A 25,900-nucleotide genomic window follows, 5' to 3' on the forward strand; every position below is an offset into this window, starting at 1 on the left:
GGTCGATCAAGTCATGTATCGTATGGCTGATAAATTCCTTGTCCGGCTCCCTCACCGCGAACCGTCTCCGTAAACCGGCATGACCGGATGCGAAAAGGATTGCACATGGCTGCTGCCGACTGGGTGTTTAAAGACGGGATAGCCGTTGTGACAATCAGCAACCCGCCTGTCGGCGCGCTCAGTCTGGCCGTCCGTCGCGAGCTTGGCGAGGCGCTGGCCAGGGCGGGGCAGGATGATGCGGTTCGTGCAGTGATCCTGACGGGCAGCCACGGCGCGTTCAGTGCCGGCGGGGATATCAAGGCGTTCAATAGCACAGACATTGAGGTCCGGCCGTATGTAAAGGATCTACAGGCGCAGATTGCATCGCTTGCCAAGCCTGTCATCGCCGCCATCGACGGTATCGCGCTGGGTGGTGGGCTGGAACTGGCCTTGGCCTGTCATGGCCGTGTCGCGACGCCCCGTGCGCGTTTGTCGCTGCCGGAACTGAAGCTGGGTATGCTGCCGGGTGCCGCGGGCGTGGTGCAAATGACGCATCTCATCGGGCCCGAACGGACGTTGGACCTGCTGGTTTCGGGCCGTGTGATGAGCGCCGAGGAGGCGCTTGCCGACGGTATCGTCGACATGGTGGAGGAAGATGCGCTGGCTGCGGCGGAGGCACTGGCCCGTGCAGTTCTGGATGGCGGTCGGGTGTTCGTCCCGGTGCTGGACAGGCCCGTCCCCGGTGCACCTTTCGATCCTGCCCTCGCGGACATGCTGCGCCAACAGGCGGCGCGCAAGGCGCGCGGCGCGGAAGCGCCGGTTGCCGCAGCGGAGGTGATCGCCGCTGCCTGCGCAATGGACGTGACCGCCGCCGTGGCTTTCAACGAACAGCGGGCGGGTCAACTCTACGGATCGCCGCAGCAGCGTGCCCAGACCTATTATTTCAAGGCAGAACGGGCGGCACGGCGCGTTCCCGGCCTCCCGGAAGCAACCCGGCCTGCGGGCATTGCCAAGGCGGCGGTGATCGGTTCCGGCACCATGGGCGGCGGCATTGCCATGGTGTTCGCCAATGCCGGCATTCCCGTAACCCTGGTGGACATCAGCCAGGACGCGCTGGATCGCGGCATGGGCATCATCGCCCGCAATTATGACACGTCGGTCAAGCGTGGATCGATGACCCAGGAAAAGGCCGATATGGCGCGGGCGCGGATCAGCGGCACGACCGACTATGAAGCGATCGCCGACGTGGACATCGCCGTGGAGGCGGTGTTCGAGAAGATGGACCTGAAGCAGAGCATCTTTCGCCGTTTGGACGCGGTGCTGAAGCCCGGTGCGATCCTGGCGACCAACACCTCTTCGCTGGATATCGACGCTATCGCCGCTGTCACCGGACGGCCGCAGGATGTGATCGGGGTGCATTTCTTTTCACCCGCCAACATTATGAAGTTGCAAGAGAATGTGCGCGGAACGGCAAGTTCGCCACGCAGCGTCGCCACGGTCATGGCGCTGGGCAAGGCACTGGGCAAGGTGCCCGTTCTGGCCGGCAATTGCGATGGTTTCATCGGCAACCGGATGTTGCAATATTATCAGGGCGAAGCGGAATTCATGCTGGAGCAGGGCGCTGGGATCGAGCAGATCGATCGCGTCGCCGAACGTTTCGGAATGCCGATGGGGCCGCTGGCCATTTGTGATCTGGCGGGCGTCGATGTCGGCGTGCTGATCTATCAGGATCGGGCGAAGCGGCTGGCACCGGGCAATCGCCAGTCCCCCATAGCGGAGCGCCTGCTGGCCATGGGGCGGCTGGGGCAGAAGAATGGCAAGGGTTTCTATCGCTATGAAGGGCGCGAACGCATCGTCGATCAAGAGGTCGTGGACGCGATCGCGGCGGTCTCGGCGGAACTGGGCATCACGCGCCGTGACTTCACTGATGAGGAGATTGAGGCACGCCTGTTCATGCCGCTGGTGAACGAGGGTGCCAAGGAACTGGAAGATGGCACCGCCTTGCGCGCGAGCGATATCGATGTGGTGTGGGTGAACGGCTATGGCTTCCCCACCCACAAGGGCGGGCCGATGTATTGGGGCGAGCAGGTCGGGCTTGAAAAGGTCCGCGACATGGCCTTGAGCCTTGCGGAACGCAATGGCCCGCGCTGGGGGCCGTCGGCGCTGCTCGAACGACTGGTCCGCGAAGGCAAGGGCTGGGCGGACGCTTGACCGGCGCAGGGCAGACGCAATAATCGGCCGGGGGATCATGTCCCCCGGCTGTTTTGCAATCAGACGATTTCGAACAGGCCTGCGGCGCCCATGCCGCCTGCAACGCACATCGTGACCACCGCATATTTCTCGCCCCGGCGCTTGCCTTCGATCAGCGCGTGCCCGGTCATGCGTGAACCCGACATGCCGAAGGGATGGCCGATGGCGATCGCGCCGCCATCGACATTCAGCCTTGCCGGATCAATGCCAAGCTGGTCGCGGCAATAGATGACTTGCACTGCGAACGCTTCGTTGAGTTCCCAGATGCCGATGTCATCGACGCTCAGGCCAGCGCGTTTCAGCAGTTTCGGTACGGCAAAGACCGGCCCGATGCCCATTTCGTCCGGTCCGCAGGCCGCGACGGCAAAGCCCCGGAATATGCCAAGCGGCTGAAGCCCGCGCCGCGCCGCTTCCGTATCGCTCATCACCACGCACACGCTGGCGCCGTCGGACAACTGGCTGGCGTTGCCCGCTGTGACGCAGCCGCCGTCCACCACGGTACGCAGCGACGACAGACCCTCCAGCGTGGTTTCGGGACGATTGCCCTCATCCTTGGCAAGCGTCACTTCCTCCTCGCCGGTCACAGCGCCGCTCTTGTCCTTGACCAGCTTGGTGACGGTCACGGGCACGATCTCCGCATCAAGCCGCCCGGCCTCCTGCGCGGCGGCGATTCGCTGCTGGCTGAGCAGCGAATAGGCATCCTGCGCTTCCCGTCCGATGCCATAGCGGCTGGCGACGGTTTCTGCCGTCTGGATCATGCTGTCGTAAATACCCGTGACATTCGCCTTGAGCCACGGATTTTCGAGCCGGTCCTCGCGCGTGTTGGGCAGGGCGAGCGAACAGCTATCGAGGCCGCCCGCGACATAGATGTCGCCTTCGCCTGCGATGATCCGCTGGGCTGCCAGTGCGATGGTGTTGAGGCCGGACGCGCATTTGCGATCCAGTGAAAAGCCCGGCACGCCGATCGGCAGGCCCGCGCGAAGGGCGGCCATGCGGGCCACATTGCCACCCTGCGGGCCTTCCAGCCGTGCCGCGCCGAGGATAACATCCTCGATCTCCGGTCCTTCCAGGCCAGCGCGCTTCACCGCCTCGCGGATCACGAGTGCGCCAAGTTCGGCCCCGTCCTGATTGTTGAGCGCGCCGCGGCCCGCCTTGCCGATGGCGGTACGGGCGGTGGAAACGATGACTGCGTCTGCCATGATCTGTCCTGCTTTCGTGTCAATCCGTAAGGGCGGTAAGATCCGCCCAGAAACGATCTGCGCCGGCGGCCGCAACCCGCCCGCCCAGCAACGCTGCCCAATGGCTGTCGCCGCCAAATTCCGACCGAGCGGACCAGAGCCGCCGCGTGATCGGGTGCAGCGCATATTCTTGTGTGAAGCCGATAGCGCCATGCGCCTGATGCGCGGCCGAGGTGCCGATCCCGACCGCACGGTTGGCACGCAGCTTCGCTGCCGCGACTTCATAATGCGCATTGCCCCGGTCCAGTGCCTGCGCCAGTCCCATCGCCGCACAGTTGGCCGCCGCCGCCTCGCAGGCGAAGGTGGCAAGCGATTGTTGCACCGCCTGGAATTTGGCGAGCGGACGACCGAACTGCTTGCGTTCGTTCACATAGCGCACAGACATGGCCAGCGCCGCATCGAGCGCGCCGGCGATCTGCGCGACACGCGCGAACGCACCCATGACGAACACGTTCTCGGTCACATGGGCGACGGGAACGCTCTCGAAGTGCCAGACATCCCGGCTTTCCCCTGCCAAATTGACTGATGGAGTGCGTTCTCCGCCAGCAGTAGCGACCAGAAAGGACCCACCCTGCGGTCCTGGAGCAACAATGAAGTCCGCGCCCTCGCTCATCACTGCGCCATGGACCGCCCCGGTGAAGCAATCCCCTTCAACCGTGCCGTCGGTGCGGGACGCGATCGTGCCGCGCCCTTCCAGCCCGGTGCCTGCCGCCAACCGTGCCGCGATTGCCGCTTCCGCAACCGGCAGCGACAGGGCGTGATAGCCAGCCAGTCGAAAGACGATGAGGGCATCCTGCCAAGTGCCACCAAAGCCGCCCGCCTCTTCCGGCAGGAGCAGGGAGGAGAGCGCCAACGCCTCTATCTGGGACCAGTGCGCTTCCATCGTCGCTGATGGCCCCAATCCCGCGAACAGGCCGTCGGCCATGTCCGAAAGCATGTGCTGCTGATCGTTCATCGAAGTCCCAATCCCCGTGCGATAATGCCCTTCAATATTTCCCGCGTGCCGCCGCGCAGGGAGAAAGAGGGTGAAACCTGAAGCAGGTGGCCCAGCATGATTGGCAACGCCGCGTCGCTGGAGAGGTCCGTCTCGACCGCTGCCTGGATCAGGGCAGGCATGGCCTGTTCGAAGCTGTTACCCAAATCCTTGACGATGGTGGCTTCCAATGCCGGGTCGTGGCCCTGCGCGATCTGCGCTGCGACCGATGCGGACATCAGGCGCAACGTCCAGGTTTCGGATACCAACTGGCCGATCAGCGCGCGAACGCAATCGCTCGGTTCTGGTCCTACGGCCCGGATCAGTTCGGTCAGCAGGGTGAGACAGGAGAGATAGCGTTCCGGCCCGGAGCGTTCGAGCGACAGTTCCGCCGTCGCCTGTTTCCAGCCCTCGCCCTCCACGCCCAGCAACGCCGTGCCGGGCAGCCGCACATTATCAAAGAATATTTCGTTGAAATCATGTCCGCCCGTCAGGTCGAGGATCGGGCGGACGGTCAGGCCGGGCGTATCCATCGGAATGATGAACTGGCTGAGGCCTGCATTGCGTTCCGACCCTTCTTCCGACCGGATCAGTGCGATCATGACATGCGCATTGTGGGCATTCGTCGTCCACACTTTCTGCCCGTCGATCACCCAGCCGTCTCCATCACGGCGCGCCGTGGTCCGAACGGCGGCCAGGTCCGACCCGGCATTGGGTTCGGACAGGCCGATACAGGCAAAGATTTCGCCGCGTGCCATGCCGGGCACCCATCGACGACGTTCCTCTTCATGGCCGTAGCGCAGCAGGAGAGTGCCGGTCTGCCGGTCGGCGATCCAGTGCGCCCCGACCGGAGCGCCCGCCGCCAGCAATTCTTCCAGCACGATATAGCGTTCCAGCGGGCTGCGTTCGTGCCCGCCATATTCCTTCGGCCAGGTCATGCCCAGCAGCCCGGCTGCGGCCAGGGTGCGGCTAAACGCCGGATCGGCCACGGCCCAGCAATTGGTACGGTCGGCCGGATTGGCCGGATGGACATGATCTGCCACCAGTGTCCGAACCTGACGGCGCAGGTCCGCGCCATTGTCGGGCCAGGAGAGGGCTTCTATCGCAAAGGTCTGCACGCTATGGTCCGCCTCAAGTTTATGGGCCTCTAGTGGGGGTGCCGCCTTGCGTCGCCAACTCTCTTCCGTCCATTATCGCAGCGGCGATATGCTGTCCTTCCGGGCTGGCCGGGGCGGCGTGCGCTGCTAGTCATCGGGGCAATCCGGTATGCTTGCCGGGAAACTACAGCATTTCAGGAGTAAACGCGCCATGTCGATTGACGTGATCCGCGAAGGCGGCGTCGCCATCGTCACCATCAACCGCCCGGAGCGCAAGAACGCCATCACCATGGCCATGCGCGGCGCGTTCCAGACCGTGTTCCAGGAATTGCAGGATGATGAGGAGGTTCGCGCGATCATCCTGACCGGGGCCGGCGGCGATTTCGCTGCGGGTGCCGATGTCGGTGAAATGGGTTCGGGCGGTGTGCGCGGCAATGTGATCAAATATCGGACGCTCCATCGCATGACGCGCAGCGTGGCGCATACCAACAAGCCGGTGATTGCAGCTGTTGAAGGTGTTTGCATCGGTGTCGCGTTCGCGCTCGCCCTGGCGTGCGATTTCATCATCTGCGCCGACAATGCCCGCTTCCAGTTCGCCTTCCGCCACATCGGCCTCGCCATGGACGGCGGTGCTGGCTGGCTGCTGGAACGCCATGTCGGTGTCATGCGGGCGAAGGAAATTGCCTACACCGGCCGCTTCGTCAGCGGAGAGGAAGCCGTGCGTCTGGGCTTTGCGCTGGAGGCGCTGCCCAAGGAGCAGGTGCAGGCCCGCGCGCGGGAGATGGCCGATAGCCTTGCGACGGCTCCCACGATCGCGCTGTCCCATATCAAGCGCCAGTTCGATAGCGCCCCGACCCAATCCTATGACGAGGCGCTGGAATATGAGGCGGCGGTGCAGGCACTGATGACCTGGACCGAGGATTTCAAGGAAGGTACGACTGCTTTCAAGGAGAAGCGCAAGCCGGTCTATCGTGGTGCCTGACAGAGGCGCAGAGCAATGACGGATGATGCAGCCGCAAAAACGGTGCCTGGCCCGGCGTTGGATGCCCTGATGCGCAAGATGATGGCCCGTCCCCATATCCGGGTTCTGTTTGGCATGGATATGGTCGACTATCAGGTCGGCAAGGTGACGCTGGGGATCGATCACCGGCCTGAACTGGGTCATGCGCCGGGCTGGTTCCAGGGTACGGTGACAAGCGCCCTTGCCGAATGCGCGGCGGCCCTGAGCGGCGTCACGGTGGCAGTGGACAAGGACACGATGACCCTTCAGCAATCGATCTACTTCACCGGACCGGCGCGGGGCACGCGCCTGATCGCGGAAGGACGGGTCGTGACGCAAGGCCGGCGGATCAGTACTACGGCAGCAGATATATTCGTCCTGCGCGACGATGAGCGTCATCTCTGCGCGACCATGACCATGACGGTGATTCATACGGAATTGAAGCGATGACGGATCGCGTCGATGCCATCGTGATCGGCGGCGGAGTGGTGGGCCTCGCCATCGGTCGTGCGCTGGCGCTGGCGGGCCATGCACCACTGATTCTGGAGGGGGAGGCGGATTTTGGATCCTGGACCAGCAGCCGCAACAGCGAGGTCATCCATGCCGGCATCTATTATCCGCAAGGCTCGCTGAAAGCGCGGTTGTGCGTAGAGGGCAAGGAGATGCTCTACGCCTTTTGCGCGGAACGCGGCGTGCCGCACAAGCAGATCGGCAAGCTGATTTTTGCGCACGATGCGGCGCAATTTGGCGAACTGGAGAAGATCGAGGCAGCCGCCCTTTCTGCCGGCGTACATGATCTGCGCTGGCTGGATCGGTCGCAGGCACAGGCGCTGGAGCCGGAACTGGACTGCGCGGCGGCTCTGCTGTCTCCATCCACCGGCATCGTCGACAGCCACAGCCTCATGCAGGCGCTACTGGGGGAGGCGGAAGCGCATGGCGGGATGCTCGTCACCAACAGCCCTGTGGACCGTATCTCCCGACAGCACGGCCTGTGGCAGGTCCATATGCCGGGCGAGATGGAGCCGGTCGTCAGTGCGCCCATCCTCGTCAATTCCGCCGGACTGGGCGCACAAGCGATCGCGGCAGCGACCCAAGGACTGCCTTCGACTTTCGTACCCCCCTTATATCTGGCGCGCGGCGTGTATTTCACCCATTCGGGCCGGGTGCCCTTCTCGCACCTCATCTACCCGGTGCCGGAGCCGGGTGGGCTGGGAACGCATCTGACACTGGATCTCGCCGGGCAGGCGCGGTTCGGGCCGGATGTGGAATGGATCGACAGTATCGATTATACGGTCGACCCGGCGCGCCGCGCCAAATTCGCGGCTGCCGCGCAGCGTATCTGGCCGACGCTCGATCCTGATCGGCTGCAACCGGGCTATGCGGGGATCAGGCCGAAGATTTCGGGACCTGGCGAACCGGCTGCCGATTTCCTGATCCAGGGGCCTGCCCTGCATGGACAGGAAGGGCTTGTGAACCTTTTCGGCATCGAATCGCCGGGCCTGACAGCATCCATGGCTATCGCCGATCATGTGGCAAGGCTGATCCGATGAGCGACGGCGCCTATGACTATATCGTCGTCGGTGGAGGAAGCGCAGGCTGCGTCATCGCCGCTCGCCTGACCGAGGACCCGTCCATCCGCGTGCTCCTGCTGGAGGCGGGGCCGCGCGATACCAATCCGTGGATTCATATTCCGCTCGGCTATGGCAAGCTGTTCAAGCACAGGAAGCTGAACTGGCTCTACGAAACGGCGCCTGAGCCAAATCTCAACAATCGCCGGATCGGTCAACCGCGAGGCAAGGTGCTGGGCGGTTCTTCCTCCATCAACGGCCTGATCTATATTCGTGGCCAGCGCGAGGATTTCGACGAGTGGGCGCGGGTCGGCAATCACGGCTGGGGCTATGACGATCTGCTGCCCTATTTCATCCGGTCGGAGGACCAGCAGCGCGGGGCCGATCCCTGGCACGGCGTCGGCGGGCCGCAGGCCGTGTCGGACGCGACCGAGCCGCATATATTGTGCGACGCCTTTCTCGATGCCGCGCAGGAAGCGGGCTATCCCTATAATCCCGACTTCAACGGGGCGAAGCAGGAAGGCGTCGGCTATTATCAGACGACCTCGCGCCATGGTCGCAGGGTCAGCACCGCGGTCGCCTATCTGCGGCCAGCGCGCGGTCGGTCCAACCTGACGATTATGACCGGCGCGCTGGTGCGGCGGGTGCTGTTCACCGGGACGCGGGCAAATGGCGTCAAGTGGAGCGACGCGCGCGGCACACACAGCGCCACGGCCCGGCGGGAGGTGATTCTGTCGGCGGGCGCCTTTGGCAGTCCGCATCTGCTGCAACTGTCGGGCGTGGGCGATGGTGCGCATCTTCAGTCTCTGGGAATTCCGGTAGTGCACCATAATGCGCAAGTTGGTGCCAACCTTCAGGACCATTTGCAGGTCCGCACCGTCTATAAGGCGAAAGGCCGGTTGACCTTCAACGACGACATGGCCTCTCTTTTCCGCATGGCAGGCGTCGGGATGCGCTATGCCCTGACCCGCAAGGGGCCGCTCACTGTATCGGCGGGCTATGCCGGGGGCTTCCTCCGCTCGTCGCAGGCGGTGGACATGCGACCGGACATGCAGTTGCTGTTCATCACCTTCAGCACGACCAAGATGGGCGACAAACTGCACCCTTTTTCCGCCTTCACCACTTCGGCCTGTCCGCTGCGCCCCGAAAGTCGCGGACATGTTCGCGCCCTGTCGCCGGACCCGGCGATGGCGCCTGACATTTTCGTCAATTTTCTGGGAACGGAGAAAGACCGGCGCGACGTGGTAGCGGGGCTAAGGATGATCCGGGCCATTGTCGGCCAGCCAGCCCTGTCCCGCCACGTCGAAAGCGAGTATCTGCCGGGGGTCGGTATCGCGGATGATGCAAGTCTGCTTGCCTATGCGCGGGAAACGGCCGGGTCGATTTATCACCCCAGTTGCACTGCGGCGATGGGCAAGGTGGTGGACGGTGCCCTGCGCGTGATGGGTGTGGATGGCCTGCGTGTCGCCGACGCATCGGTCATGCCCGCGGTGGTATCGGGCAACACCAATGCCGTTGCCATCGTCATCGGGGAAAAGGCCGCCGACCTCATCCGGTCAGGGCATTGAACACAAGGAATTGCCATGTATTGCGAACTCGCCCTTTATATCGATGGACGCTTCATTCCCGCCGGGCCGGGCCGCATGTCGGAGCCTGTGTTGAACCCTGCCACGGGCGATACGCTCGCCGAACTGCCACATGCGACAGCCGCAGAGCTGGATGAAGCACTTGCCGCCGCGCAGCGGGCCTTCCCTGCCTGGGCCGCAACCAGCCCGCTGGAGCGCAGCAATATCCTGCGTCGTGCTGCTATTCTGCTGCGCGAGCGGATGGGCGATCACGCCCGCATCCTGACGCTGGAACAGGGTAAGCCGCTGGCGGAATCGCGCGGCGAACTGACCCATTCGGCCGAGCTGCTGGAATGGTATGCCGAAGAAGGTCGCCGGATTTATGGCCGTGTTGTGGCGGGGCGTGCGCCAGGGCTGGAACATGTCGTCCTGCATGAGCCGGTTGGACCGTGCGCTGCCTTTACCCCCTGGAATTTCCCGTCGCTAACCCCGGCGCGCAAGGTCGCGGGCGCATTGGCGGCGGGCTGTACCGTCATCCTCAAGGCGGCCGAGGAAACGCCCGGCACCGCTGTGGAATTGATGCGCGCGTTGCATGACGCGGGCCTGCCCAAGGGATGCGCGCAACTGGTGTTCGGCAATCCGGCGGAGGTGTCGGCTCATCTGATTGCCGCGCCAGCGATCCGCAAAATCTCGTTCACAGGGTCCACTGCCGTCGGCAAGCACCTCATGAAGCTGGCGGCGGACGGGGTAAAGCGATCGACGATGGAACTGGGCGGAAACGCCCCAGTCATCGTGTGCGCCGATGCCGATTATGACCTGGCGATGGCGACGCTGGCGGCGGGCAAGTTCCGCAACGCCGGCCAGGTTTGTGTCAGTCCCGCCCGCTTCTTCGTCCATGAAAGCCTGGTCGATCGCTTCGTTCGTGACGTAGCCGCGCGGGCAGGGGCGTTGAAACTCGGCGCTGGCACCGACGCGGACACCCAGATGGGTCCGCTCGCCAATGCGCGCCGGGTGGAGGCGATGGAACGCTTCGTCGCCGATGCGCAAACGCGGGGCGGCACCGTGCTGACCGGCGGCGCGCGCCACGGCAATGTGGGCAATTTCTTTGCTCCCACCGTTGTGACCGGCCTCGATCAGGATGCCCTCCTGTTTTCCGATGAATGCTTCGGTCCGATCATGCCGGTCCAGCCCTTCGCCTCGCTGGATGAGGCGATAGAAGGGGCCAATGCGGTGGAGGCGGGGCTGGCCGGCTATGCCTTCACTACTGGCCTCTCCAATGCCCACAGGATCATGCATGGCGTGCAAACCGGCATGATCGGCATCAACAGCCTGACTGTTTCCACGCCTGAAACTCCGTTCGGGGGCATCAAGGAGAGTGGCTATGGTTCAGAAGGCGGCCTGGAGGGGCTTCAGGCATATCTGAACACGAAGCTTGCGACTCTCGGTTAAGAATAGCCTAGGCTATACAGTAAGCACTTGATTGCTGTTTGAATCCGGGGCAACCGGACTGCTGCCGGGGACTATGCGATTCCGATGAGAGGATCGAATGGTCATTGATCATTGCGTCGACGAGTGAAGAGGAACGAAGATGGCGAAACTGACGGTTACAAATCGCGCAGGACAGGAACAGTCGATAGAGGCCGACAATGGGCTGACCGTCATGGAAATCATCCGCGACAATGGGTTTGACGAACTGCTGGCGTTATGTGGCGGCTGTTGCTCCTGCGCGACCTGCCATGTGTATGTTGATGACAGTTTCGCCGACAAGCTGCCGACCATCACCGAAGATGAGAATGACCTGCTGGACAGTTCCGAACATCGCACCCCGCAGTCGCGTCTGTCCTGCCAGATTGCGTTCAGCGATGCCCTGGATGGCCTGAAGGTCACGATCGCGCCGGAAGACTGAAAACATGGGTCCGCCCGGCTTCGCGGAGCCAGGCGGACCATCATCCCCGGACTGGCAGTTCAACCCTCCCGCAGGCGGACATATCCGTCGCCAAACGGCGCATCCCGGTTCGTCAGCGCTGTTTTGAGGCCATGTTCCTTCATGTCGGCCTTGAACTGCATCCGGCGCGGGCCGGTGGCCAGATGGGCGCGGGCGTCCATTTCCGCCGCGAGCCGCTGGATGGTTCCAGCACCCATTTGTTCCAGCGCGAGGTTGACGATCCGTTTCTGCGCGGACAGCAGTTCCTGATCGACCGCCGCCACCCGGCGAGCCAGTGCATCCACGGCGGCGTCCAATTCTTCGGCAGGCCATGATTCCAGCGCAAGGCCGATCTTCACCGCATCGGCCCCGGTCATCTTGTCGCCTGTGAACAGCATCCGCTTGGCCCATTGCGGGCCGCAATGATAAATCCACATATGGGCGGGCGGAGAACCGTTGGCGCGGGTGGCGGGAAAGCCGATCCGGGCATCGTCCGCCATGATCACCAGATCGCAGGACAGCGCGATGTCGGTGCCGCCGGCCAGACAATTGCCATGTACTTTCGCAATCACCGGCTTGTGAATGGATGGGATGATGAGGGTATGTTCCTGGGTTCGCTCCATGGAGAAGCAGTCATCGTCGAATCGCTGACCTGCTTTGCGATACTCGTAATTGCCGATCTGTGTCTTTTCGCCGCGGCCTTCATAGGCTTGTTCCAGGTCATAACCTGCGCAGAAATCTTTGCCCGCGCCGCACAGGACGATGGCATTCACGTCCAGACGGTCATCTGCTTCCAGCATGGCGTCGCGCATCTCGCTCAACATCCGGCCGTTCAGGGCATTGCGCTTGTCCGGGCGGTTGAATGTGATCGTGGCTACCGCGTCCTCGACCTCGAAAAGAATCTGTTCCGGCTCATAGAGCCATTTCCCGCGATAATCCGTCATGACAACTCCTGTTTTTGGCGAATGGATCGACTTTGCCGTGCCTGCCCCACAGAGGGAAGCGGCAGCGGCCTCAATCGCATCCCCGATACAAATAGCCCTCTTTGGGGACTGCACGATCATCCATGGCATGGAACCGTGTTGCGGAATTGAGGAGAGGACAGATCCTATGGGCAAGTTGGCAGGCAAGGTTGCGATCGTGATGGGTGCGACGCGCGAAGGGAATATGGGGCAGGCAATCGCGCGTCGATTTCTGGCGGAAGGCGCGCATGTCGTTGTGTCGGGCCGTTCCGCCGGCGGGCTGGATGCCTTTGCCAAGGCGACCGGCGCCACATCGATGCCGGCCGATGTGGCGAATCGTGATGCGGTGTTCGACCTCTTTCAACAGGCGCAGGCGCGGTTCGGCCGTGTCGACATCGCCATCAATGCCGCGGCTACCGGGCAATATGGTCCGTTCGAGGACATGACCGAAGCCGAGATAGACGAAATGCTGGCCATCATCTTCAAGGGCGGCATCTGGTTCATGCAGGCTGCGGTCGGGGCGATGAAGGGAGCGGGTGGCGGGGCCATCGTCAACGTGTCATCGGCGGTCGCTGACATCATGTTCGAGAATCACGTCGCTTATATGGGTGCCAAGGCGGGACTCAATCATATGACCAGAGCCGTAGCGAACGAATTCGGGCAATTCGGCATCCGCGCAAATATTCTGGCGCCCGGTCTGACCGAAACGCCCATGTTGGGCGGAACATTCACCCCGGCGATGATCGAGGTTTTTGCGCGGGAATATCCGCTGGGGCGCATCACCAATGTCGAGGATGTCGCCAACGCGGCGCTGTTCATGGCGGGCGACGAATGTTTCATGACCGGCCAGACATTCCATGTCACTGGTGGCCTGACCCTCAGGCGCAATCCGACGACCGCAGAGATCATGCGCGCGGCAACAGGGCAGGGGTGAAAGTCAGGCAGGCGTCAGTCTGCCCTGTCTTCCTGGGCAACCCGGATCAACGCCTCCTGCGCGCTGCTGGCCAGCAGGAGGCCTTCGCGCGTATAGATGAGTCCACGCGACAGCCCGGTCGAGTTCATCGCGGATGGGCTGTCGATCTCATAGAGCAGCCAGTCATCGACCCGGCCGGGGCGATGGAGCCAAAGGGCATGGTCGATCGATGCCATCTGCGGGTCTTTCGGCCCATAACTGACCTGATGCGTGGTGAGCGCTGCGCCCGCCAGCCAGAAATCCGACAGATAGGCGAGCAGCGCCGTGTGGATCAAGGGATCGGTCACTTTTGCGGCGCTGGGGATGCGGACCCATAACCGTCGCCGGGGCAGCGTCTCTCCGCCCGTCAGCGAATCGGGATTGATAAGTTTCAGTTCGATGAGGCTGATGGGCCCCAGCCGCTCGCTGGCGCGCACGGCATTTGGCTCTCCGGTCTGTCGTGCATAGTCGTGTAATGTCGGCAGATCTTCGGGCGGTGGCACGTCGGGCATCAGCATCTGATGCTCCAGTCCGGGCTGGTCCGGTCCATGAAACGAACATTCCATGTGGAATATCGCCTGCCCCCGCTGGCGTGCGACGACGCGGCGCGTGGAAAAGCTGCGTCCGTCGCGGCTGCGTTCCACATCGAAATTGACCCGATGCTGGCCGTCCCCCGCGCGGAGAAAATAGCCGTGAAGCGAGTGGATCGTGCGGCCGGGTGCTGTCCGCGCCGCGCTCAGCAAGGCGTGAGCCAGAACCTGTCCGCCATAAAGATGGCTGTCGTCGCGCACACCCGATCGTGGGTTGGTGAAGCTGTCCGGGCCAAGCGCCTCCAGTCCCATCAGCCGTTCGGCATCAAGGCCATCCCACCGTTCGACCGGAAGCAATATTGTCATGTTGCACGCACCTTCGCCGCTGTCGACCGCCGCCCATATGGACGCAGAGGGGTTGAGGGAAGGAGAAGCGCTGCGCCATCGCCGGCGGGAAGTCAATTTTGTGAGATCGCCAGTGCGATCCTGTGCCCGACCAGGATTTGACCGGAGAAAGTCATTCCTGTTGGCGACCGTTCGGGATTATGTTGCACACCATGACTTACTGACTCTGTAGGAGAGAATCATGGCGACCGCCCCCAGCTTCCAGCCGACCAAGGTCTATGACGGACCGATCTTCGATTGCGACAGTCACATTCATGAACGCAATTACGACTTCATGAAGCAATATCTGCCGCAGGACCTGCATGCCCAGTGGCTGCCTGCGCGCAAGGTTGGTCCTGATGGTCGCTTTGGCCTGCACATCGGCGATCGCATGATCGAAAATGCCGAAGCCAATGCACAGGGCCTCGTCCCACCGCCCGGCAAGCTCAAGGAATGGCTCAAGGCGATGAAGGAGGGCAAATCCAACGTCGAGGGCTGGATTGAACCGACCGAGGACATGATGACGCCCGCTGGCCGGCTGGCAAAGCTGGACGCATTCGGTGTGGAAGGCTGTATTCTGTTCGTTGGCGAATTCGTGTCGACCTTCGGCTATTATCCGCAGGACGCCACCGGCAACGCCGTGCTTCACGCCTATAACGAATATGTTCATAACGAATGGGGCTTCGCCTACGAAAACCGGATTTTCGCGACCGGCCTGCTCAGCCTGTGGGATCTTGAAACGTCGGTTGCCGAAGCGAAGTGGCTGGTCGAACGCGGGGTCCGGGTTGTCTGCATGCCGATGGGACCGGCAGGTGGAAAGTCACCGGCTGACCCCTATTTCGATCCGGTATGGCAGATACTCAACGACAATCATGTCGCCGTCACCTTCCATGTTTCGGAAGCCAATTTCATGCATCCGATGATTCGCGAGTTCGGAGAAAAGCCGCTCCAGTCGCGGCGCACGGGCCAGACGGCGTGGCAGTGGATGTTCTGTTATTCGGAACTGCCGGTGCAGATCACGCTTGCCAACATCATCTATCATAATTTCTTCGAACGTTTCCCCAATATCCGTATCGCGAGCGTCGAGAATGGCGCGAACTGGGTGCCCGGCTTCCTGGAGAAAATGGACAAGATGCGCGGCATGGCCAAAAATGGCTATTGGCCCTGCGGCCAGTTGCCGGAGCGGCCGAGCAAGATCTTCAAGCGCCACTGCTTTGCCGTTGCCTACCCGGAAGATGATGTGAAGACTATCGTGGAGCAGATCGGTACGTCCGAGTGCATCCTGATGGGTTCCGATTACCCTCATGCCGAAGGCGTGCCTGAACCGCGCGATTTCTTCGCCGAAGCGCTGACCGAACTGTCCGATGCAGATGCACGCGCGATCATGTACGATAACGGCAAGCGCTTCATGCGCGTCTGAGGCACTGCCTTATCGGCTTTGTGATGCGGGCCGGCCCTGTCCTTCGGGACAGGGCCGGCCCTTTTTTATACATGTCATCCGCACTGTCCGATGGACAGGATGCGCGCGGATTTGATTTCGGGAAAGAAAGACGGCGGCAAACGGGTAGTTTGCCGCCGTCCGATCCTTCATCGCACTTGGATGATCAGAAACGTCCGGTCAGCGTCGCGCCGAACATACGGGGTGCATTATAGACGCTGCTGTCATTACCAATGCCGGAATTCTGCGCATTGGAGTTCGCCGCCAGCCGATGGATTTCGTTGGTGACGTTGGTGAGGAACAGGGTCAGGTCCAAGTTCGAATTATATATGTTGTTCCAGCTCGCATTCAGGTTGAACGTCGTATATTTGGGCTCGATTCCACGGGGTGAAATAAAGCTGTTGACCGACTGCGCCAAAGCGGCGCTGGACTGGTGATAGAGGTTGCCGCCGATGCCGATCCTGCCGATGCCACCATCGTCCTGAATGAAGTCCCAGCGGGCATTGACGCCCAGTTGATGTTTTGGCGTCGCGAAGAAACGGTTGCGCGTACAAAAGCCGATGGCGACCAGCGCGGTCGGATCGCACGCACTTGGATCTTCATTGGGATCGATGTCGAACTTGGCGTGGGTATATGCATAATTGGCGCCAAGAGTGAAGCCGTCGAACGGACTGATCTGCCCTTCAAATTCCAGGCCATAGATTTTGGCTGCCGCAACATTGGTCAGGATGCTTCCTGGGGTGCCGTTCTCGCCGCGAGCCGTGATGGTTTGCTGGATTTTCGTGTAACGATCACGGTAAAGGGCCAGGTTGGCACGTACTGGCATTGACCCCAGTTCGAACTGGGTTTTCAATCCGACTTCGACGGAAATGTCGTTTTCGGGCTGATATTGCCTGAACTCCGGCTTGGGGAAGGTTGAGTTGATGCCGCCCGGACGATAGCCCTTGCTGACCTTTGCGTAGAGGAGCTTGCGTTCATCGAATGCGTAACTCGCGCCGGCCGACCATGTCCATACGTCGAACGATGCCTTCGATTCGATGCAGGTCGTCTGGAAGATGCCGCCATTGTAATTGGCGCATTGCCCGTGCGGCACATTGGCGGCGCCATTGGCGGTTGCGGCAGCGAGCCCGGCAAGCTGTTCGTCGGTCAGGCCGGTAAAGCCAAAGCCAGCATCACGGAACGTGGTAAAACTGGCAAGAAGGGTCCGCTCCAGCCCCGGAACCGGCAGTAGCGCATTATAGACCGCGTTGAACGAATGCACCTTGTCGCTGGTGTAGCGCAGGCCGCCGTTGATCTTGAAGCTGGGCGCCACCTCATATTCGGCATAGCCATAGATCGCACGGCTTTTCGTTTTCACATGCTGAACGACGTCATATTCCAGGATGCCGCCAAAGATCGTGTCATTCTCGATCCGCTTGCGGCCGGGCCTCTGTTCATCCATGTAGCCGCCGAGCGACCAGGTAAGCTTGCCATCGAGGAAATTCCCTGAAAGCCGCAATTCTTCGCTAAACTGCTCCTGATCGATGAAGGGGATATTCCCTCCTGGATTCCACGGGCATGCATCATGGCAGGGTTGTACATAGCCACTGTTGTCGCCCGTGTAATTTTGCGCGCTCCGCTCCAGATAGCGGGTATAGCCGAACACATTTTTGAGTTCCAGATTGTCGCTCAGCGTCGCGGTGGTCGTATTGGTAATATATGTAATATGACGTTTGTTGTAAACCGGAGCGGTGTTGAAGGTCTTTCGCTTGCCCAGGCTCTTCTGGCGTGCAATCGCGCTCTGAATGGCATTGATATAATTGCCAACGGTAAGCGGTGTATCACCCGTCTGGAAGGCGCGGATAGATCCATTCCCGTCAAGGCCATAGATCGGACTGAAACCCGGTATGCCAAAATCGGACGGCGTGCTGACCAGCGGGATGAAGCCGCCGACATTGGCAATGACGCCGGCATTGTTCTGGGCATCGTACAGCACCGATGTGCCATTGTCGTCGACATGCTGGTACTGAACAACGGTCAGGTTTTCAAAGCTGTCGGACGGCTTGAGCAGCAGGCTCAATCTGCCTCCCTGATAATTCACATTGTCCAGGTCCTTGCCATTGTACAGATTCTTGGTGAAGCCGTCGCGCCGCGTAACGTCCCAGCCGAAACGCAGAGCCACCTTGTCGCCACTGATCGGCACATTGATGAAACCTTCGGTTCCCAGCAGATTATAGGTGCCTGCTTTCAGTGAAATTTCAGCCGAGTAATCGCCGGTCGGCCTGTTTGGCGTCAGCATGATATTGCCGCCGTCAGTCACGCGACCAAATTGTACCCCTTGCGGTCCGCGCAGGACTTGCAGCGATTGCGTGTCATAAAATTGGCCTACGCCCAGGGTTTTGATCGGTACTTCGTTGAAGTAGGTGATCACCGCCGGGAACAGGGAACCGTAAACCGTCCCCTGGCCACGAATGACAAAGGTGAGGTTGCCACGATCGGTGTCGCCACCGGCCGCAATCGACAGGCCTGGGACGGATTTCTGCATGTCTTCCGGTCGGAACGTGCCTTCATTCTTGAACTGCGCATCCGTGAGAACCGAGACAGCGACAGGAACGCTTTGCAGATTTTCGCTGGATCGCCGTGCCGTCACGATAATGTCAGCCAGGCTGCGTTGTTCAGCGGACTGTTCTTCGGGCGCAGTATTTGCCGCAGCATCGGCGGCATGAGCCGCGCCGTGCGACAGCGCGATCGCTGAAGCAGCAAGCATCATATGTACAGATATTTTCATTTTCCTCTCCCTAGCTCATAATCTTATATTTTATTTCTGAGAGGCCGACATTGTCGGCCCAGGCACTATGGAAATTAACCTCCTTTTTCCCGCGATTACATGTTCAATCGGTGCGACCAGTCAGTGGCAGGCGGATAAGGCCCTTCATCGATCGGGGGCGGTGAGTACGGCGTGATCCGCATCGACGCCCAGAATGTTGACAACGAAAGTTACACCAGATGCGGCAAGATTCAGCGCATGATCCCGGTCAATGCCTGGGCAGATGGTCCGATCGTCCATCTCAAGCTGTCACACTGTCGACGCGCAGGCGCGTGATTTTCCACGATGCGATCTTCCAATGTCCGTCAATCTTCGTAAAAGTCTCGTGATAGTGACCCATGCCGTGCAGCGTCCTGATCGGGCTGCCGGAATCTTCGGACCATTGCAGCATGTCTTCCATCGCCCATATGCTGGTCGCGCTACTGTCTGATATCAGTTCTATTTCCGGGCAGTGGCAATGATGAACACTGACACATCCAGCCAAACCATTGGCTGCATTCGCGACGAATTCTTCACGATTGGCTATGGGCCCCATGCCGGCCGATCCGCCGTCGAATGTGGCATCTTCAATGAACAGGTCTTTCAGCGCATCCCATTGTTTCGTGTCGACGAAGCGACAGTAACGGGCCCGCACCTTCCTGATTTCTTCGATCGCCTCAAGCTTCTGAGAAATATCCATATTGTCTCCCCGGCAGCTTAACCTGCCGCTGTGGACATGGCGCATGCGAGATTAGAACAAGTGGATTGTCTCAGGGCACGCCCAAGGATAGCATATGCGGGAATGGTAATGGCCGTTAGACCAGCAGTGCCGTTTCAAACGCACTTCAACGCCTCCCCCGAAGCCTATGTTTATGGCTCGACTCCATATGAAGAGTCCTTTTCTTCCGTCGAATAAGGCACCAGTGCAAAGCGGATCGCAAGCATGATTTCTGTATCATCGCGTAGCATCGCAAATGCGCTGTTTCGACCAGGGAAAGGTCGAATGCAAAATTCAGGGCCTTGTTGCATTTCTGCACATCGATCTGGATAGGCATGAAGATGTTCGCATATTATGCATTATTACTATAAATAAAATCATAATATAATAATTATAAAAATAAATCTGTTAAATATTCAAATATCATAATAAATAATATATATTTATTTTTAAAGGTTCGAACGCAATCGCTATGGCGTATATCCATCATCATGCTGACCAGGCCGGACAACGAGGGCGGTTCAGGTTGTAGTCTTGGAACCAGGGCCATGCGTCAGATATTTGATTGCATGTGTCACAGGGTTTATCCGGGCATGCATGGGAATGCCATAAAGCCAGGATCGCGCGATATCTGGGCCGCAAATCCGGGGGCGGGCTGTGTGATGCCCCCCCCCCCGGATCTCATAATGCCCTTCCCATCAGTTCACGGAACGGCATTGTCCGCCATCGACGCGATAGTTCGCGCCGGTCATATATGTGCTGAGTGGGCTGGCGAGGAGCGCCACCATTCTTGCTATATCCTCCGGGCGGCCAAAATGCTTGATCGGTTGCGGGATCAGTTCGCTGGTGAAGCGCCGTTCGATTTCGGAGAAATCACTGCTATCCCAGCCCAATAGACCGGCCCATTCGGTGAATGCCTTTGTTACGGCGGGCGTCAGGATCGTGCCGGGGCTGACGGTGTTCACCGTTACGCCCGTGCCTGCGAAGGATTTGGCGAGGCCCGCCGTCATGTTGTTCATCGCGGCTTTGGCCGGTTGATAGTCGGCCAGGCCAGGTTCGGGCTGCACCGCCGAGGCGCTGGAGATGTTGATGATGCGGCCCCATTTCCGCGCGATCATGCCGGGCGCGAAGCTCTGGATAAGGCGCACGGCGGCGCCGACATTCTGTTCATAGGTCCAGGCCCAGTCGTCCCAGGGGGTTTCCAGCCAGGGACCATTGGCCGGGCGTTCGACGCCATCCTGGCGATGGCCGCTGGCCTTGCCGCCTGCATTATTGACCAATATGTCCACGCCGCCAAGCTGCGCGGCCACGGCCTCTGCGACCTGCTGGCAGCCTTCCGCGGTGGCGAGATCGCCGGTCACGCCAAAAGCCTTGCCGCCTGCTGCGGCGATCGCGCTGGCTACCGCGTCAAGGCGCTGTCGGTCGCGGCCATGGATCACGACCGTCGCCCCTTCCGCCGCGAGCAGCTTGGCGATGCCTTCGCCAATGCCGGAACTGCTGCCGGTTACGAGTGCGCGTGTGTCCTTCAGTTGCAAGTCCATATGATCCTCCAGATGTGCAAATCATCATGATGGTTATTCCTGGCGCGCCGGGACAGCATGGCCGTCTATTCAGGGGAATAGACCGGCGATAGCCTGTCTCCACCGGACAGATGGAAGCGACGATATTGTCATGGAACGACGCATATATTGATCAGGACCATGAATCCTGTGCCGACCATTGGTGCGATGGCGCGGGAATGCTGTCAAGTGACCAGGCGGAAATGCGCAGACGCGGGCGGCATGAACATTTTCGACCGGGAAATGTGAATTATTCTCCTGTCATATGGCCCATGTTCCAGCGATGATCATCATGAAGATGAGGAAGGATTCCCATGCGCATGATGGCGACCGAAGGCGGGCTGGCCATGGTAGCGTTGCCGGCCAGCGCAGCTAAAGGCGGTTCCCACTGTTCCGCGCGATGCTCCAGGTGAAGGCCATCAAACAGGACGGAGTTGAAAATATGGCGGAAATGGACGAGCGAACGGAATGTGGCCTGGCGCTGGCCAGTGAAATGCTGGGACCGGCCTTTGGCGACGCGATACGCGCGCGGATAGAAAAGGATGCCTTTTGCGCTGACCTTGCGCGATTGGGCATGTCCCATTCCTATACCGATTGCTGGTCAAGGCCAGGTCTGGACCGGCGATCGAGAAGCCTGCTGACCATTGGCGCCCTGGTTGGCATGCGTCAGCCCAACGAGTTGAAAAACCACGTCAAGATCGGTGTCGCCAACAGCCTGTCGGCCAAGGAAATCGAGGAGGCGCTGATTCAATTGTCCACCTATGTCGGCTTCCCCGCGATCGCCACCGCGATCACGGCTGCGCAGGAGGCGTTGCAGGAAATCGACATGCTGCCGCCTGAAAAGGCTTGAAGCGACAAGCCCCTTGGTCCGCCGGCGCCGGGCACCGCGGGTCAGGTGGCGTGCAGCCCGCCATCGATCGGAATGACCGCGCCGTTCAGATAGCCGTTCTGCATGATGGACAGAACGAGGGCGGCGATCTCGTCTGCTGACCCTATCCGGCGGATCGGCACTTTTGTCGCCTGGTCCGCCAGCATGGCCTGCCGGCCTTCCTCTCCCAGCAGCCCGGCCATCAACGGCGTATCCACGGCGCCGGGCGACACGACATTGAAACGGATGGGCGCGAATTCCTGAACGAAGGTCTTGCACAGGGTTTCGACGGCTGCGGCCGCCGCCGCGACGGCCGCCAGCATGGGGTGGGGGCGTTGGACCAGATCGCCCGTCGTCGCTGTAAATGATCCGTCGGGGGCAAAGCGTGGCATGGCCGCGCGCACAACATGCAGCAGGCCGAAAACCCGCTCCTCGAACGGTGCCCGCAACCTGTCCATGGCGCCGGTGGCCGGTTCGATGATGATGGTCCCGGCCGATATGAACAGATGATCGATGCGCGCTTCGTCCGCGAATATGGTTTCTATCGCATCGGCGTCGGTTATGTCGGCGCAGGCAACCCGCCAGCCGGGATTATCCTTGGCCAGTTGCGACAGCCTGGCAGGGTCGCGGCCGATGACCGTCACCTGTGCCCCGGCGGCACTGGCTGCATGGGCCGTAGCAAGACCGATACCACTGGTGCCGCCGACCACGACAATCCGTTTGCCCGTTAGCGCCATTCACTCTGCTCCCGTAAAATCCTGCACTGTCCCTGGGGACTTCCGGCGCCAGAGCGCGCTGCGTTTAGGCGGATGCAGGTCGCGCGCGCCAGCTTTTTGTTTTCGCATCGTTCTGCCGGAGCCGTCGGCCAGCGCCGCTAAAAGCGGTTCCCGCTTTTCCGCGCGATGCCCTGTCATGCCCGTATCAAGCGCATGTTCGCGCATCGCAAGCGGTTTTACCGTGTCGCCACCCGCTTCCTGAACCTTGCGGCCATAGGTCAATGCGCGCCCCAAGCCCTAATTGGCGGCGATGCTTCCATAATAGGCCCGGCCTTCGGCGGTCGGATAGATATATTCCAGGAAGTGGCCCAGTTCGGGCGCCTCGATATAGATGACCTTCATCGTGTCGATCTCGATATCCATCCATGTCTTGCGGCCTGCCGTTGCAATCTGCCCACGCAATGATGCCCATTCTTCGTCCGAGTTCACGAAATAGCCGAAATGGTGGTGGCGGATCACGAAATCCCCCTTTTTGTCGATCCAGTCGTCATACAGAGGCTGGTACTGGTCCGTCGCCGTCTCGATCAGTTCAATCTGCTGCCCATTGGACCATGCCAGCGCGATCCGCATCACCCCGGCGTCTATATAGGACCAGTTGGTTATGGCGTAATTGTCACCCATCAGCGTGACCGCCCGTTCGAGATCATTGGTCACATAGGCAAGCTGGAACAGTTCATAACCGAGCAGTCCGACAGGGTGGAGCGCACGGGGGGGGCGGACAACAGAGTGCACGGCATCTTCTCCTTGCAATATCGTTCAGATCAGTGCGCCGGCCCTGGCGCGGGCGGCATAATAGGGGGCTATGGCCTTTACGACATCGGATGTCCGGTGGCGGGTATAGCCAAGCCGCTGTACCATGGCGGGGTCGGGATCATAGGCAATCCGGGTGGTGCGTCCGGCATAGAGCGATTCATCGATAAATACCGGATGCGGTTCATCGCGCACATGGCGGATCGGCGGGCGACCCATGCCTTCCAGCAGCAGGTTGCAATAATGTTCGTAAGTCCAGTTTTCATCGCCCATCAAATAGGATGCGCCACCTTCCCCCCGTTCGATGGCGCCAGCCGCCGCTTCCGCGAACGCATTGGCCGAGATGAAGTTGGAACCGCCCGGAATGATCCAGGCATCATCGCCCTGGTCCAGGAGGAAACGCACCAGCATGTCGATGGGCAGCGAACTGACGCCCTGGACCATGCCCGGCACAAAGGGGGCGTTGAGGCAGCAGATGCGGAAACGGTCATCCGACATCGCCAGCACTGCCTTTTCCGCCGCAAGCCTTGATCGCAGATAAGGTTCGCTGGCCACGATCTGCGGATCGACAAGCTGCGGGTAATAGGTTCCGACATAGACGGCGCAGTTCATCCCGGCACGCTTTGCACGCCCGATGAAGGAGGGGACGCCTATCGTATTTGCCTGATGGAAATGCGTCCGCTCTGTATCGTCCAGTGGCACCTGGCGCAGGTCGTTCCCGGCGGCAAAGACCAGGGTGTCGAATGCGGCAAGCCGCTTTTCGTCGATCGCCTCGTCTCCATAGCTGCCTTGCAGGAAGGCAACCGCGTCCAGCGCGCCTTTCGGCGCGGCGCGGCGACCCATCACCGTCACCTGATGGCCAAGTCCGTGAAGGTGCAGGGCGATGGCGCCACCGATCAGCCCAGTGCCGCCCACAACCAGAATTCGCCTCACCGGCACTCTCCCATCGGCTATTTTCTATTTTGGCATTTTCCGGACAAACTCTCCTACAAAAAGAGAGGCCGGCAAATGAATAATGGCATGCGCGCTGAACGCAGCACGAGGGCGATTGTTGGCATGGCCCCCCATTTGGGGAGTGTAGCCTGTCTCATTTGCTGTCTGGCATCGGCGTGACTCGGCCAGGATTGCAAAACGCGGTCGTACTGCCCCTGTGTCCCATCCGCAGCGATGGTCCGCCCCATTGACGTGGCCGCAGCCTCACTGGCCGGAGCGCGCTGCGCTTAATCGGATGCGGTCGTGCGCTCTGGCTTTCTGTTTGCGCACCGTTTTGGGCGGGAAAGCGGGGGCCACTTTCCCGCACGATGCGCCAGCAGCATCACCGCGCCAGACGCGCCATATTCAGCGGCATCACCAGTTCTACCATTTCTTGCGCAACTGGTTGCCGATCAGCCGCTGACGCAACTGGGCGTCACGCTCGTCCGCGGTCGCCTTGGGCGAGCCGTCGCCAAGACAGGCTGCAACGTCCGAGAGTTTCATCCGGCTTATCTGCGGCGTTGGCGTGGATGAACAGCGATACCATCGGCCGATCAACATGCCGTACGCATTTCCGCCGGTATCGAGCCAGTTATAATAGCCTGGATCATTGTGCGACAGGACGGCGCGGAATTTGCCATCGGCATCGATGCGTGCGGTGTGGCCGTTGAGGCTGCTCTGACGATAGGGAATGTCCACCTGGTTCCACAGCCCGTCGATAACCTGCACGTTCCAATAGGTGCGCGTTTCCGGCAATGCACTTTCGATCACGAGCGCCTCATCCGGCCCAATGTCGAAGACCATTTCGAAATAAGCCTGCGGCCAATCTTGGCCATTCCCCATATCCTGGAATGTGTGGATATGCATGTTGTTGATAAAGCCGCCGTCATGCGGCCGCTTTACCGCGGCCATGCCCACCCGGCTGACGTCGCCGGTATAGGCGAAGATGTGGCGCAGCTTTGCATCGACTTCTTCCGGGGTCAGTCGCGCACGGGGGGCAGCGGGCTTGTTGAGCCGTTCGATCGCGACCCGGACATCCTTTTCATTCCCCCAGTCATAGGAAAATTGACGCAGCAGGATGAAATCCGCTTCCGGGTCCAGATGCAGCCAGTCGCCATCATAGCCTTCGGGGCGTTCGGTGCTGAAGATGACCGAAAAGCGCCCGTCCTCGTCGAGCGTCAGGTCATTCGCGTCATAGTTGCCAAAGCCTTTCCCCGGTTGAACGCCGTTCGTACCGAACATCTTGTTCCCGGTGGCAAAGCCGACGACCGGCGCGTTGCCGCGTTCGCCGATGACCCGGTAAATGCCGTCGCCTTCGACGCTGGCGACATAGTAGATCGAGTCGGGATTGGGTTGCAGCAGGAACGCCGAATTTTCAAACGGTATGAATTCGGGATAGCGCGGGTCCGCCATCATCAGCAGAAAATAGGCTTGCGAGAGATTCATCGCAAACTGCCGGTAGAGATCCGCCCGCAACTGCTCGTCCACGGGCGCGGTGCTGTTTTCAAGAATGTCGCCTGCCGGTTTCAGCAGGTCCACATAGTCCGCCCAGCTTTTCATCAGCTCTCTCCTGTCTCTCCACCGGCTGGAGCGCGCTGCGCCTAATCGGGTG

At 60.8% G+C, this 25,900-nt stretch carries 23 protein-coding genes; 10 read left to right on the forward strand and 13 right to left on the reverse strand.

Annotation, left to right across the window (positions count from 1 at the left end):
- The first annotated feature begins 105 nt into the window (after positions 1-105).
- Positions 106-2,190 carry a 3-hydroxyacyl-CoA dehydrogenase NAD-binding domain-containing protein gene (locus Q4610_RS14845; protein WP_304536748.1) on the forward strand — a complete coding sequence of 695 codons (2,085 nt, stop codon included), beginning with the start codon at positions 106-108 and terminating at the stop codon, positions 2,188-2,190.
- 59 nt (positions 2,191-2,249) lie between these two features.
- On the opposite strand, the gene Q4610_RS14850 is transcribed toward Q4610_RS14845, so the two are convergent.
- From Q4610_RS14850 to Q4610_RS14860, 3 genes are read right to left on the reverse strand one after another with little or no spacing between them, the layout of a single operon-like run.
- Positions 2,250-3,428, reverse strand: a complete 1,179-nt coding sequence (locus tag Q4610_RS14850) for an acetyl-CoA C-acyltransferase (RefSeq protein WP_304536749.1) — start codon at positions 3,426-3,428, stop codon at positions 2,250-2,252.
- A 19-nt stretch (positions 3,429-3,447) separates the two neighbouring features.
- Positions 3,448-4,422 carry an acyl-CoA dehydrogenase family protein gene (locus Q4610_RS14855; protein WP_304536750.1) on the reverse strand — a complete coding sequence of 325 codons (975 nt, stop codon included), beginning with the start codon at positions 4,420-4,422 and terminating at the stop codon, positions 3,448-3,450.
- On the reverse strand, positions 4,419-5,558 hold the full coding sequence (locus Q4610_RS14860; protein ID WP_304536751.1) for an acyl-CoA dehydrogenase family protein: 1,140 nt from the start codon (positions 5,556-5,558) through the stop codon (positions 4,419-4,421). Before Q4610_RS14860 ends, Q4610_RS14855 begins: the two co-directional genes overlap by 4 nt.
- A 190-nt stretch (positions 5,559-5,748) precedes the next feature.
- Here Q4610_RS14860 and Q4610_RS14865 point away from each other — a divergent pair, with 190 nt between their 5' ends.
- From Q4610_RS14865 to Q4610_RS14890, 6 genes are all read left to right on the forward strand, one after another.
- The gene (locus tag Q4610_RS14865) at positions 5,749-6,519 is read left to right on the forward strand and encodes an enoyl-CoA hydratase/isomerase family protein (protein WP_304536752.1); all 771 of its coding nucleotides are present in this window, start codon (positions 5,749-5,751) and stop codon (positions 6,517-6,519) included.
- Between the two features lie 69 nt (positions 6,520-6,588).
- A complete protein-coding gene (locus Q4610_RS14870; protein WP_304536753.1) occupies positions 6,589-6,987 on the forward strand; it encodes a PaaI family thioesterase in 399 nt (132 codons plus the stop codon).
- Positions 6,984-8,087: an NAD(P)/FAD-dependent oxidoreductase gene (locus Q4610_RS14875; RefSeq protein WP_304536754.1), complete on the forward strand. Its 1,104-nt coding sequence runs from the start codon at positions 6,984-6,986 to the stop codon at positions 8,085-8,087. The genes Q4610_RS14870 and Q4610_RS14875 overlap by 4 nt, the downstream gene beginning before the upstream one ends.
- Positions 8,084-9,673, forward strand: coding sequence for a GMC family oxidoreductase (locus Q4610_RS14880; RefSeq protein WP_304536755.1), 1,590 nt, complete (start codon positions 8,084-8,086; stop codon positions 9,671-9,673). The genes Q4610_RS14875 and Q4610_RS14880 overlap by 4 nt, the downstream gene beginning before the upstream one ends.
- A gap of 15 nt (positions 9,674-9,688) precedes the next feature.
- Positions 9,689-11,119 carry an NAD-dependent succinate-semialdehyde dehydrogenase gene (locus Q4610_RS14885; RefSeq protein WP_304536756.1) on the forward strand — a complete coding sequence of 477 codons (1,431 nt, stop codon included), beginning with the start codon at positions 9,689-9,691 and terminating at the stop codon, positions 11,117-11,119.
- 139 nt (positions 11,120-11,258) lie between these two features.
- Entirely contained in the window at positions 11,259-11,576 is a 318-nt protein-coding gene (locus Q4610_RS14890) for a 2Fe-2S iron-sulfur cluster-binding protein (RefSeq protein ID WP_304536757.1), read from the forward strand.
- 59 nt (positions 11,577-11,635) lie between these two features.
- Here Q4610_RS14890 and Q4610_RS14895 read toward each other — a convergent pair whose 3' ends face one another.
- Positions 11,636-12,538 (reverse strand): crotonase/enoyl-CoA hydratase family protein, encoded by a 903-nt coding sequence (locus Q4610_RS14895; RefSeq protein WP_304536758.1) that lies wholly within the window; start codon positions 12,536-12,538, stop codon positions 11,636-11,638.
- 166 nt (positions 12,539-12,704) lie between these two features.
- Here Q4610_RS14895 and Q4610_RS14900 point away from each other — a divergent pair, with 166 nt between their 5' ends.
- Entirely contained in the window at positions 12,705-13,490 is a 786-nt protein-coding gene (locus Q4610_RS14900; protein WP_304536759.1) for an SDR family NAD(P)-dependent oxidoreductase, read from the forward strand.
- A 14-nt stretch (positions 13,491-13,504) separates the two neighbouring features.
- Here the strand turns inward: Q4610_RS14900 and Q4610_RS14905 are convergent, their stop codons facing one another.
- On the reverse strand, positions 13,505-14,404 hold the full coding sequence (locus Q4610_RS14905) for an acyl-CoA thioesterase (RefSeq protein ID WP_304536760.1): 900 nt from the start codon (positions 14,402-14,404) through the stop codon (positions 13,505-13,507).
- A gap of 220 nt (positions 14,405-14,624) precedes the next feature.
- Here Q4610_RS14905 and Q4610_RS14910 point away from each other — a divergent pair, with 220 nt between their 5' ends.
- Entirely contained in the window at positions 14,625-15,842 is a 1,218-nt protein-coding gene (locus Q4610_RS14910; RefSeq protein WP_304536761.1) for an amidohydrolase family protein, read from the forward strand.
- A 184-nt stretch (positions 15,843-16,026) separates the two neighbouring features.
- On the opposite strand, the gene Q4610_RS14915 is transcribed toward Q4610_RS14910, so the two are convergent.
- The 3 genes from Q4610_RS14915 to Q4610_RS14925 form a co-directional block, all read right to left on the reverse strand.
- Positions 16,027-18,627, reverse strand: a complete 2,601-nt coding sequence (locus Q4610_RS14915) for a TonB-dependent receptor (protein WP_304536762.1) — start codon at positions 18,625-18,627, stop codon at positions 16,027-16,029.
- 280 nt (positions 18,628-18,907) lie between these two features.
- Entirely contained in the window at positions 18,908-19,345 is a 438-nt protein-coding gene (locus Q4610_RS14920) for a nuclear transport factor 2 family protein (protein ID WP_304536763.1), read from the reverse strand.
- 716 nt (positions 19,346-20,061) lie between these two features.
- A complete protein-coding gene (locus tag Q4610_RS14925; protein WP_304536764.1) occupies positions 20,062-20,904 on the reverse strand; it encodes an SDR family NAD(P)-dependent oxidoreductase in 843 nt (280 codons plus the stop codon).
- A 460-nt stretch (positions 20,905-21,364) separates the two neighbouring features.
- Between Q4610_RS14925 and Q4610_RS14930 the strand changes: the two genes are divergently transcribed.
- Positions 21,365-21,772 (forward strand): carboxymuconolactone decarboxylase family protein, encoded by a 408-nt coding sequence (locus Q4610_RS14930; RefSeq protein WP_304536765.1) that lies wholly within the window; start codon positions 21,365-21,367, stop codon positions 21,770-21,772.
- Positions 21,773-21,813: 41 nt separating this feature from the next.
- Here the strand turns inward: Q4610_RS14930 and Q4610_RS14935 are convergent, their stop codons facing one another.
- The 5 genes from Q4610_RS14935 to Q4610_RS14955 all read right to left on the reverse strand — a co-directional run bounded on the left by Q4610_RS14935 (position 21,814) and on the right by Q4610_RS14955 (position 25,848).
- Positions 21,814-22,527 carry an SDR family oxidoreductase gene (locus tag Q4610_RS14935; protein WP_304536766.1) on the reverse strand — a complete coding sequence of 238 codons (714 nt, stop codon included), beginning with the start codon at positions 22,525-22,527 and terminating at the stop codon, positions 21,814-21,816.
- Positions 22,528-22,788 carry a hypothetical protein gene (locus tag Q4610_RS14940; RefSeq protein ID WP_304536767.1) on the reverse strand — a complete coding sequence of 87 codons (261 nt, stop codon included), beginning with the start codon at positions 22,786-22,788 and terminating at the stop codon, positions 22,528-22,530. It lies immediately after the preceding gene.
- 15 nt (positions 22,789-22,803) lie between these two features.
- Entirely contained in the window at positions 22,804-23,298 is a 495-nt protein-coding gene (locus Q4610_RS14945) for a VOC family protein (protein ID WP_304536768.1), read from the reverse strand.
- Positions 23,299-23,322: 24 nt separating this feature from the next.
- On the reverse strand, positions 23,323-24,249 hold the full coding sequence (locus Q4610_RS14950) for an NAD-dependent epimerase/dehydratase family protein (protein ID WP_304536769.1): 927 nt from the start codon (positions 24,247-24,249) through the stop codon (positions 23,323-23,325).
- A gap of 423 nt (positions 24,250-24,672) precedes the next feature.
- Positions 24,673-25,848, reverse strand: a complete 1,176-nt coding sequence (locus Q4610_RS14955; RefSeq protein ID WP_304536770.1) for a DUF1214 domain-containing protein — start codon at positions 25,846-25,848, stop codon at positions 24,673-24,675.
- Positions 25,849-25,900: the final 52 nt, after the last annotated feature.

The organism is Sphingobium cyanobacteriorum (assembly GCF_030580935.1).
GTDB classification, from domain to species: Bacteria; Pseudomonadota; Alphaproteobacteria; order Sphingomonadales; family Sphingomonadaceae; genus Sphingobium; species Sphingobium cyanobacteriorum.

Bases quoted from the DNA above. Each gene is read 5' to 3' on its own strand.
- Q4610_RS14845 (WP_304536748.1), top strand. From the start codon at position 106: ATGGCTGCTGCCGACTGGGTGTTTAAAGACGGGATAGCCGTTGTGACA.
- Q4610_RS14850 (WP_304536749.1), bottom strand. From the start codon at position 3,428: ATGGCAGACGCAGTCATCGTTTCCACCGCCCGTACCGCCATCGGCAAG.
- Q4610_RS14855 (WP_304536750.1), bottom strand. From the start codon at position 4,422: ATGAACGATCAGCAGCACATGCTTTCGGACATGGCCGACGGCCTGTTC.
- Q4610_RS14865 (WP_304536752.1), top strand. From the start codon at position 5,749: ATGTCGATTGACGTGATCCGCGAAGGCGGCGTCGCCATCGTCACCATC.
- Q4610_RS14870 (WP_304536753.1), top strand. From the start codon at position 6,589: ATGCGCAAGATGATGGCCCGTCCCCATATCCGGGTTCTGTTTGGCATG.
- Q4610_RS14875 (WP_304536754.1), top strand. From the start codon at position 6,984: ATGACGGATCGCGTCGATGCCATCGTGATCGGCGGCGGAGTGGTGGGC.
- Q4610_RS14880 (WP_304536755.1), top strand. From the start codon at position 8,084: ATGAGCGACGGCGCCTATGACTATATCGTCGTCGGTGGAGGAAGCGCA.
- Q4610_RS14885 (WP_304536756.1), top strand. From the start codon at position 9,689: ATGTATTGCGAACTCGCCCTTTATATCGATGGACGCTTCATTCCCGCC.
- Q4610_RS14890 (WP_304536757.1), top strand. From the start codon at position 11,259: ATGGCGAAACTGACGGTTACAAATCGCGCAGGACAGGAACAGTCGATA.
- Q4610_RS14895 (WP_304536758.1), bottom strand. From the start codon at position 12,538: ATGACGGATTATCGCGGGAAATGGCTCTATGAGCCGGAACAGATTCTT.
- Q4610_RS14900 (WP_304536759.1), top strand. From the start codon at position 12,705: ATGGGCAAGTTGGCAGGCAAGGTTGCGATCGTGATGGGTGCGACGCGC.
- Q4610_RS14905 (WP_304536760.1), bottom strand. From the start codon at position 14,404: ATGACAATATTGCTTCCGGTCGAACGGTGGGATGGCCTTGATGCCGAA.
- Q4610_RS14910 (WP_304536761.1), top strand. From the start codon at position 14,625: ATGGCGACCGCCCCCAGCTTCCAGCCGACCAAGGTCTATGACGGACCG.
- Q4610_RS14915 (WP_304536762.1), bottom strand. From the start codon at position 18,627: ATGAAAATATCTGTACATATGATGCTTGCTGCTTCAGCGATCGCGCTG.
- Q4610_RS14920 (WP_304536763.1), bottom strand. From the start codon at position 19,345: ATGGATATTTCTCAGAAGCTTGAGGCGATCGAAGAAATCAGGAAGGTG.
- Q4610_RS14925 (WP_304536764.1), bottom strand. From the start codon at position 20,904: ATGGACTTGCAACTGAAGGACACACGCGCACTCGTAACCGGCAGCAGT.
- Q4610_RS14930 (WP_304536765.1), top strand. From the start codon at position 21,365: ATGGCGGAAATGGACGAGCGAACGGAATGTGGCCTGGCGCTGGCCAGT.
- Q4610_RS14935 (WP_304536766.1), bottom strand. From the start codon at position 22,527: ATGGCGCTAACGGGCAAACGGATTGTCGTGGTCGGCGGCACCAGTGGT.
- Q4610_RS14955 (WP_304536770.1), bottom strand. From the start codon at position 25,848: ATGAAAAGCTGGGCGGACTATGTGGACCTGCTGAAACCGGCAGGCGAC.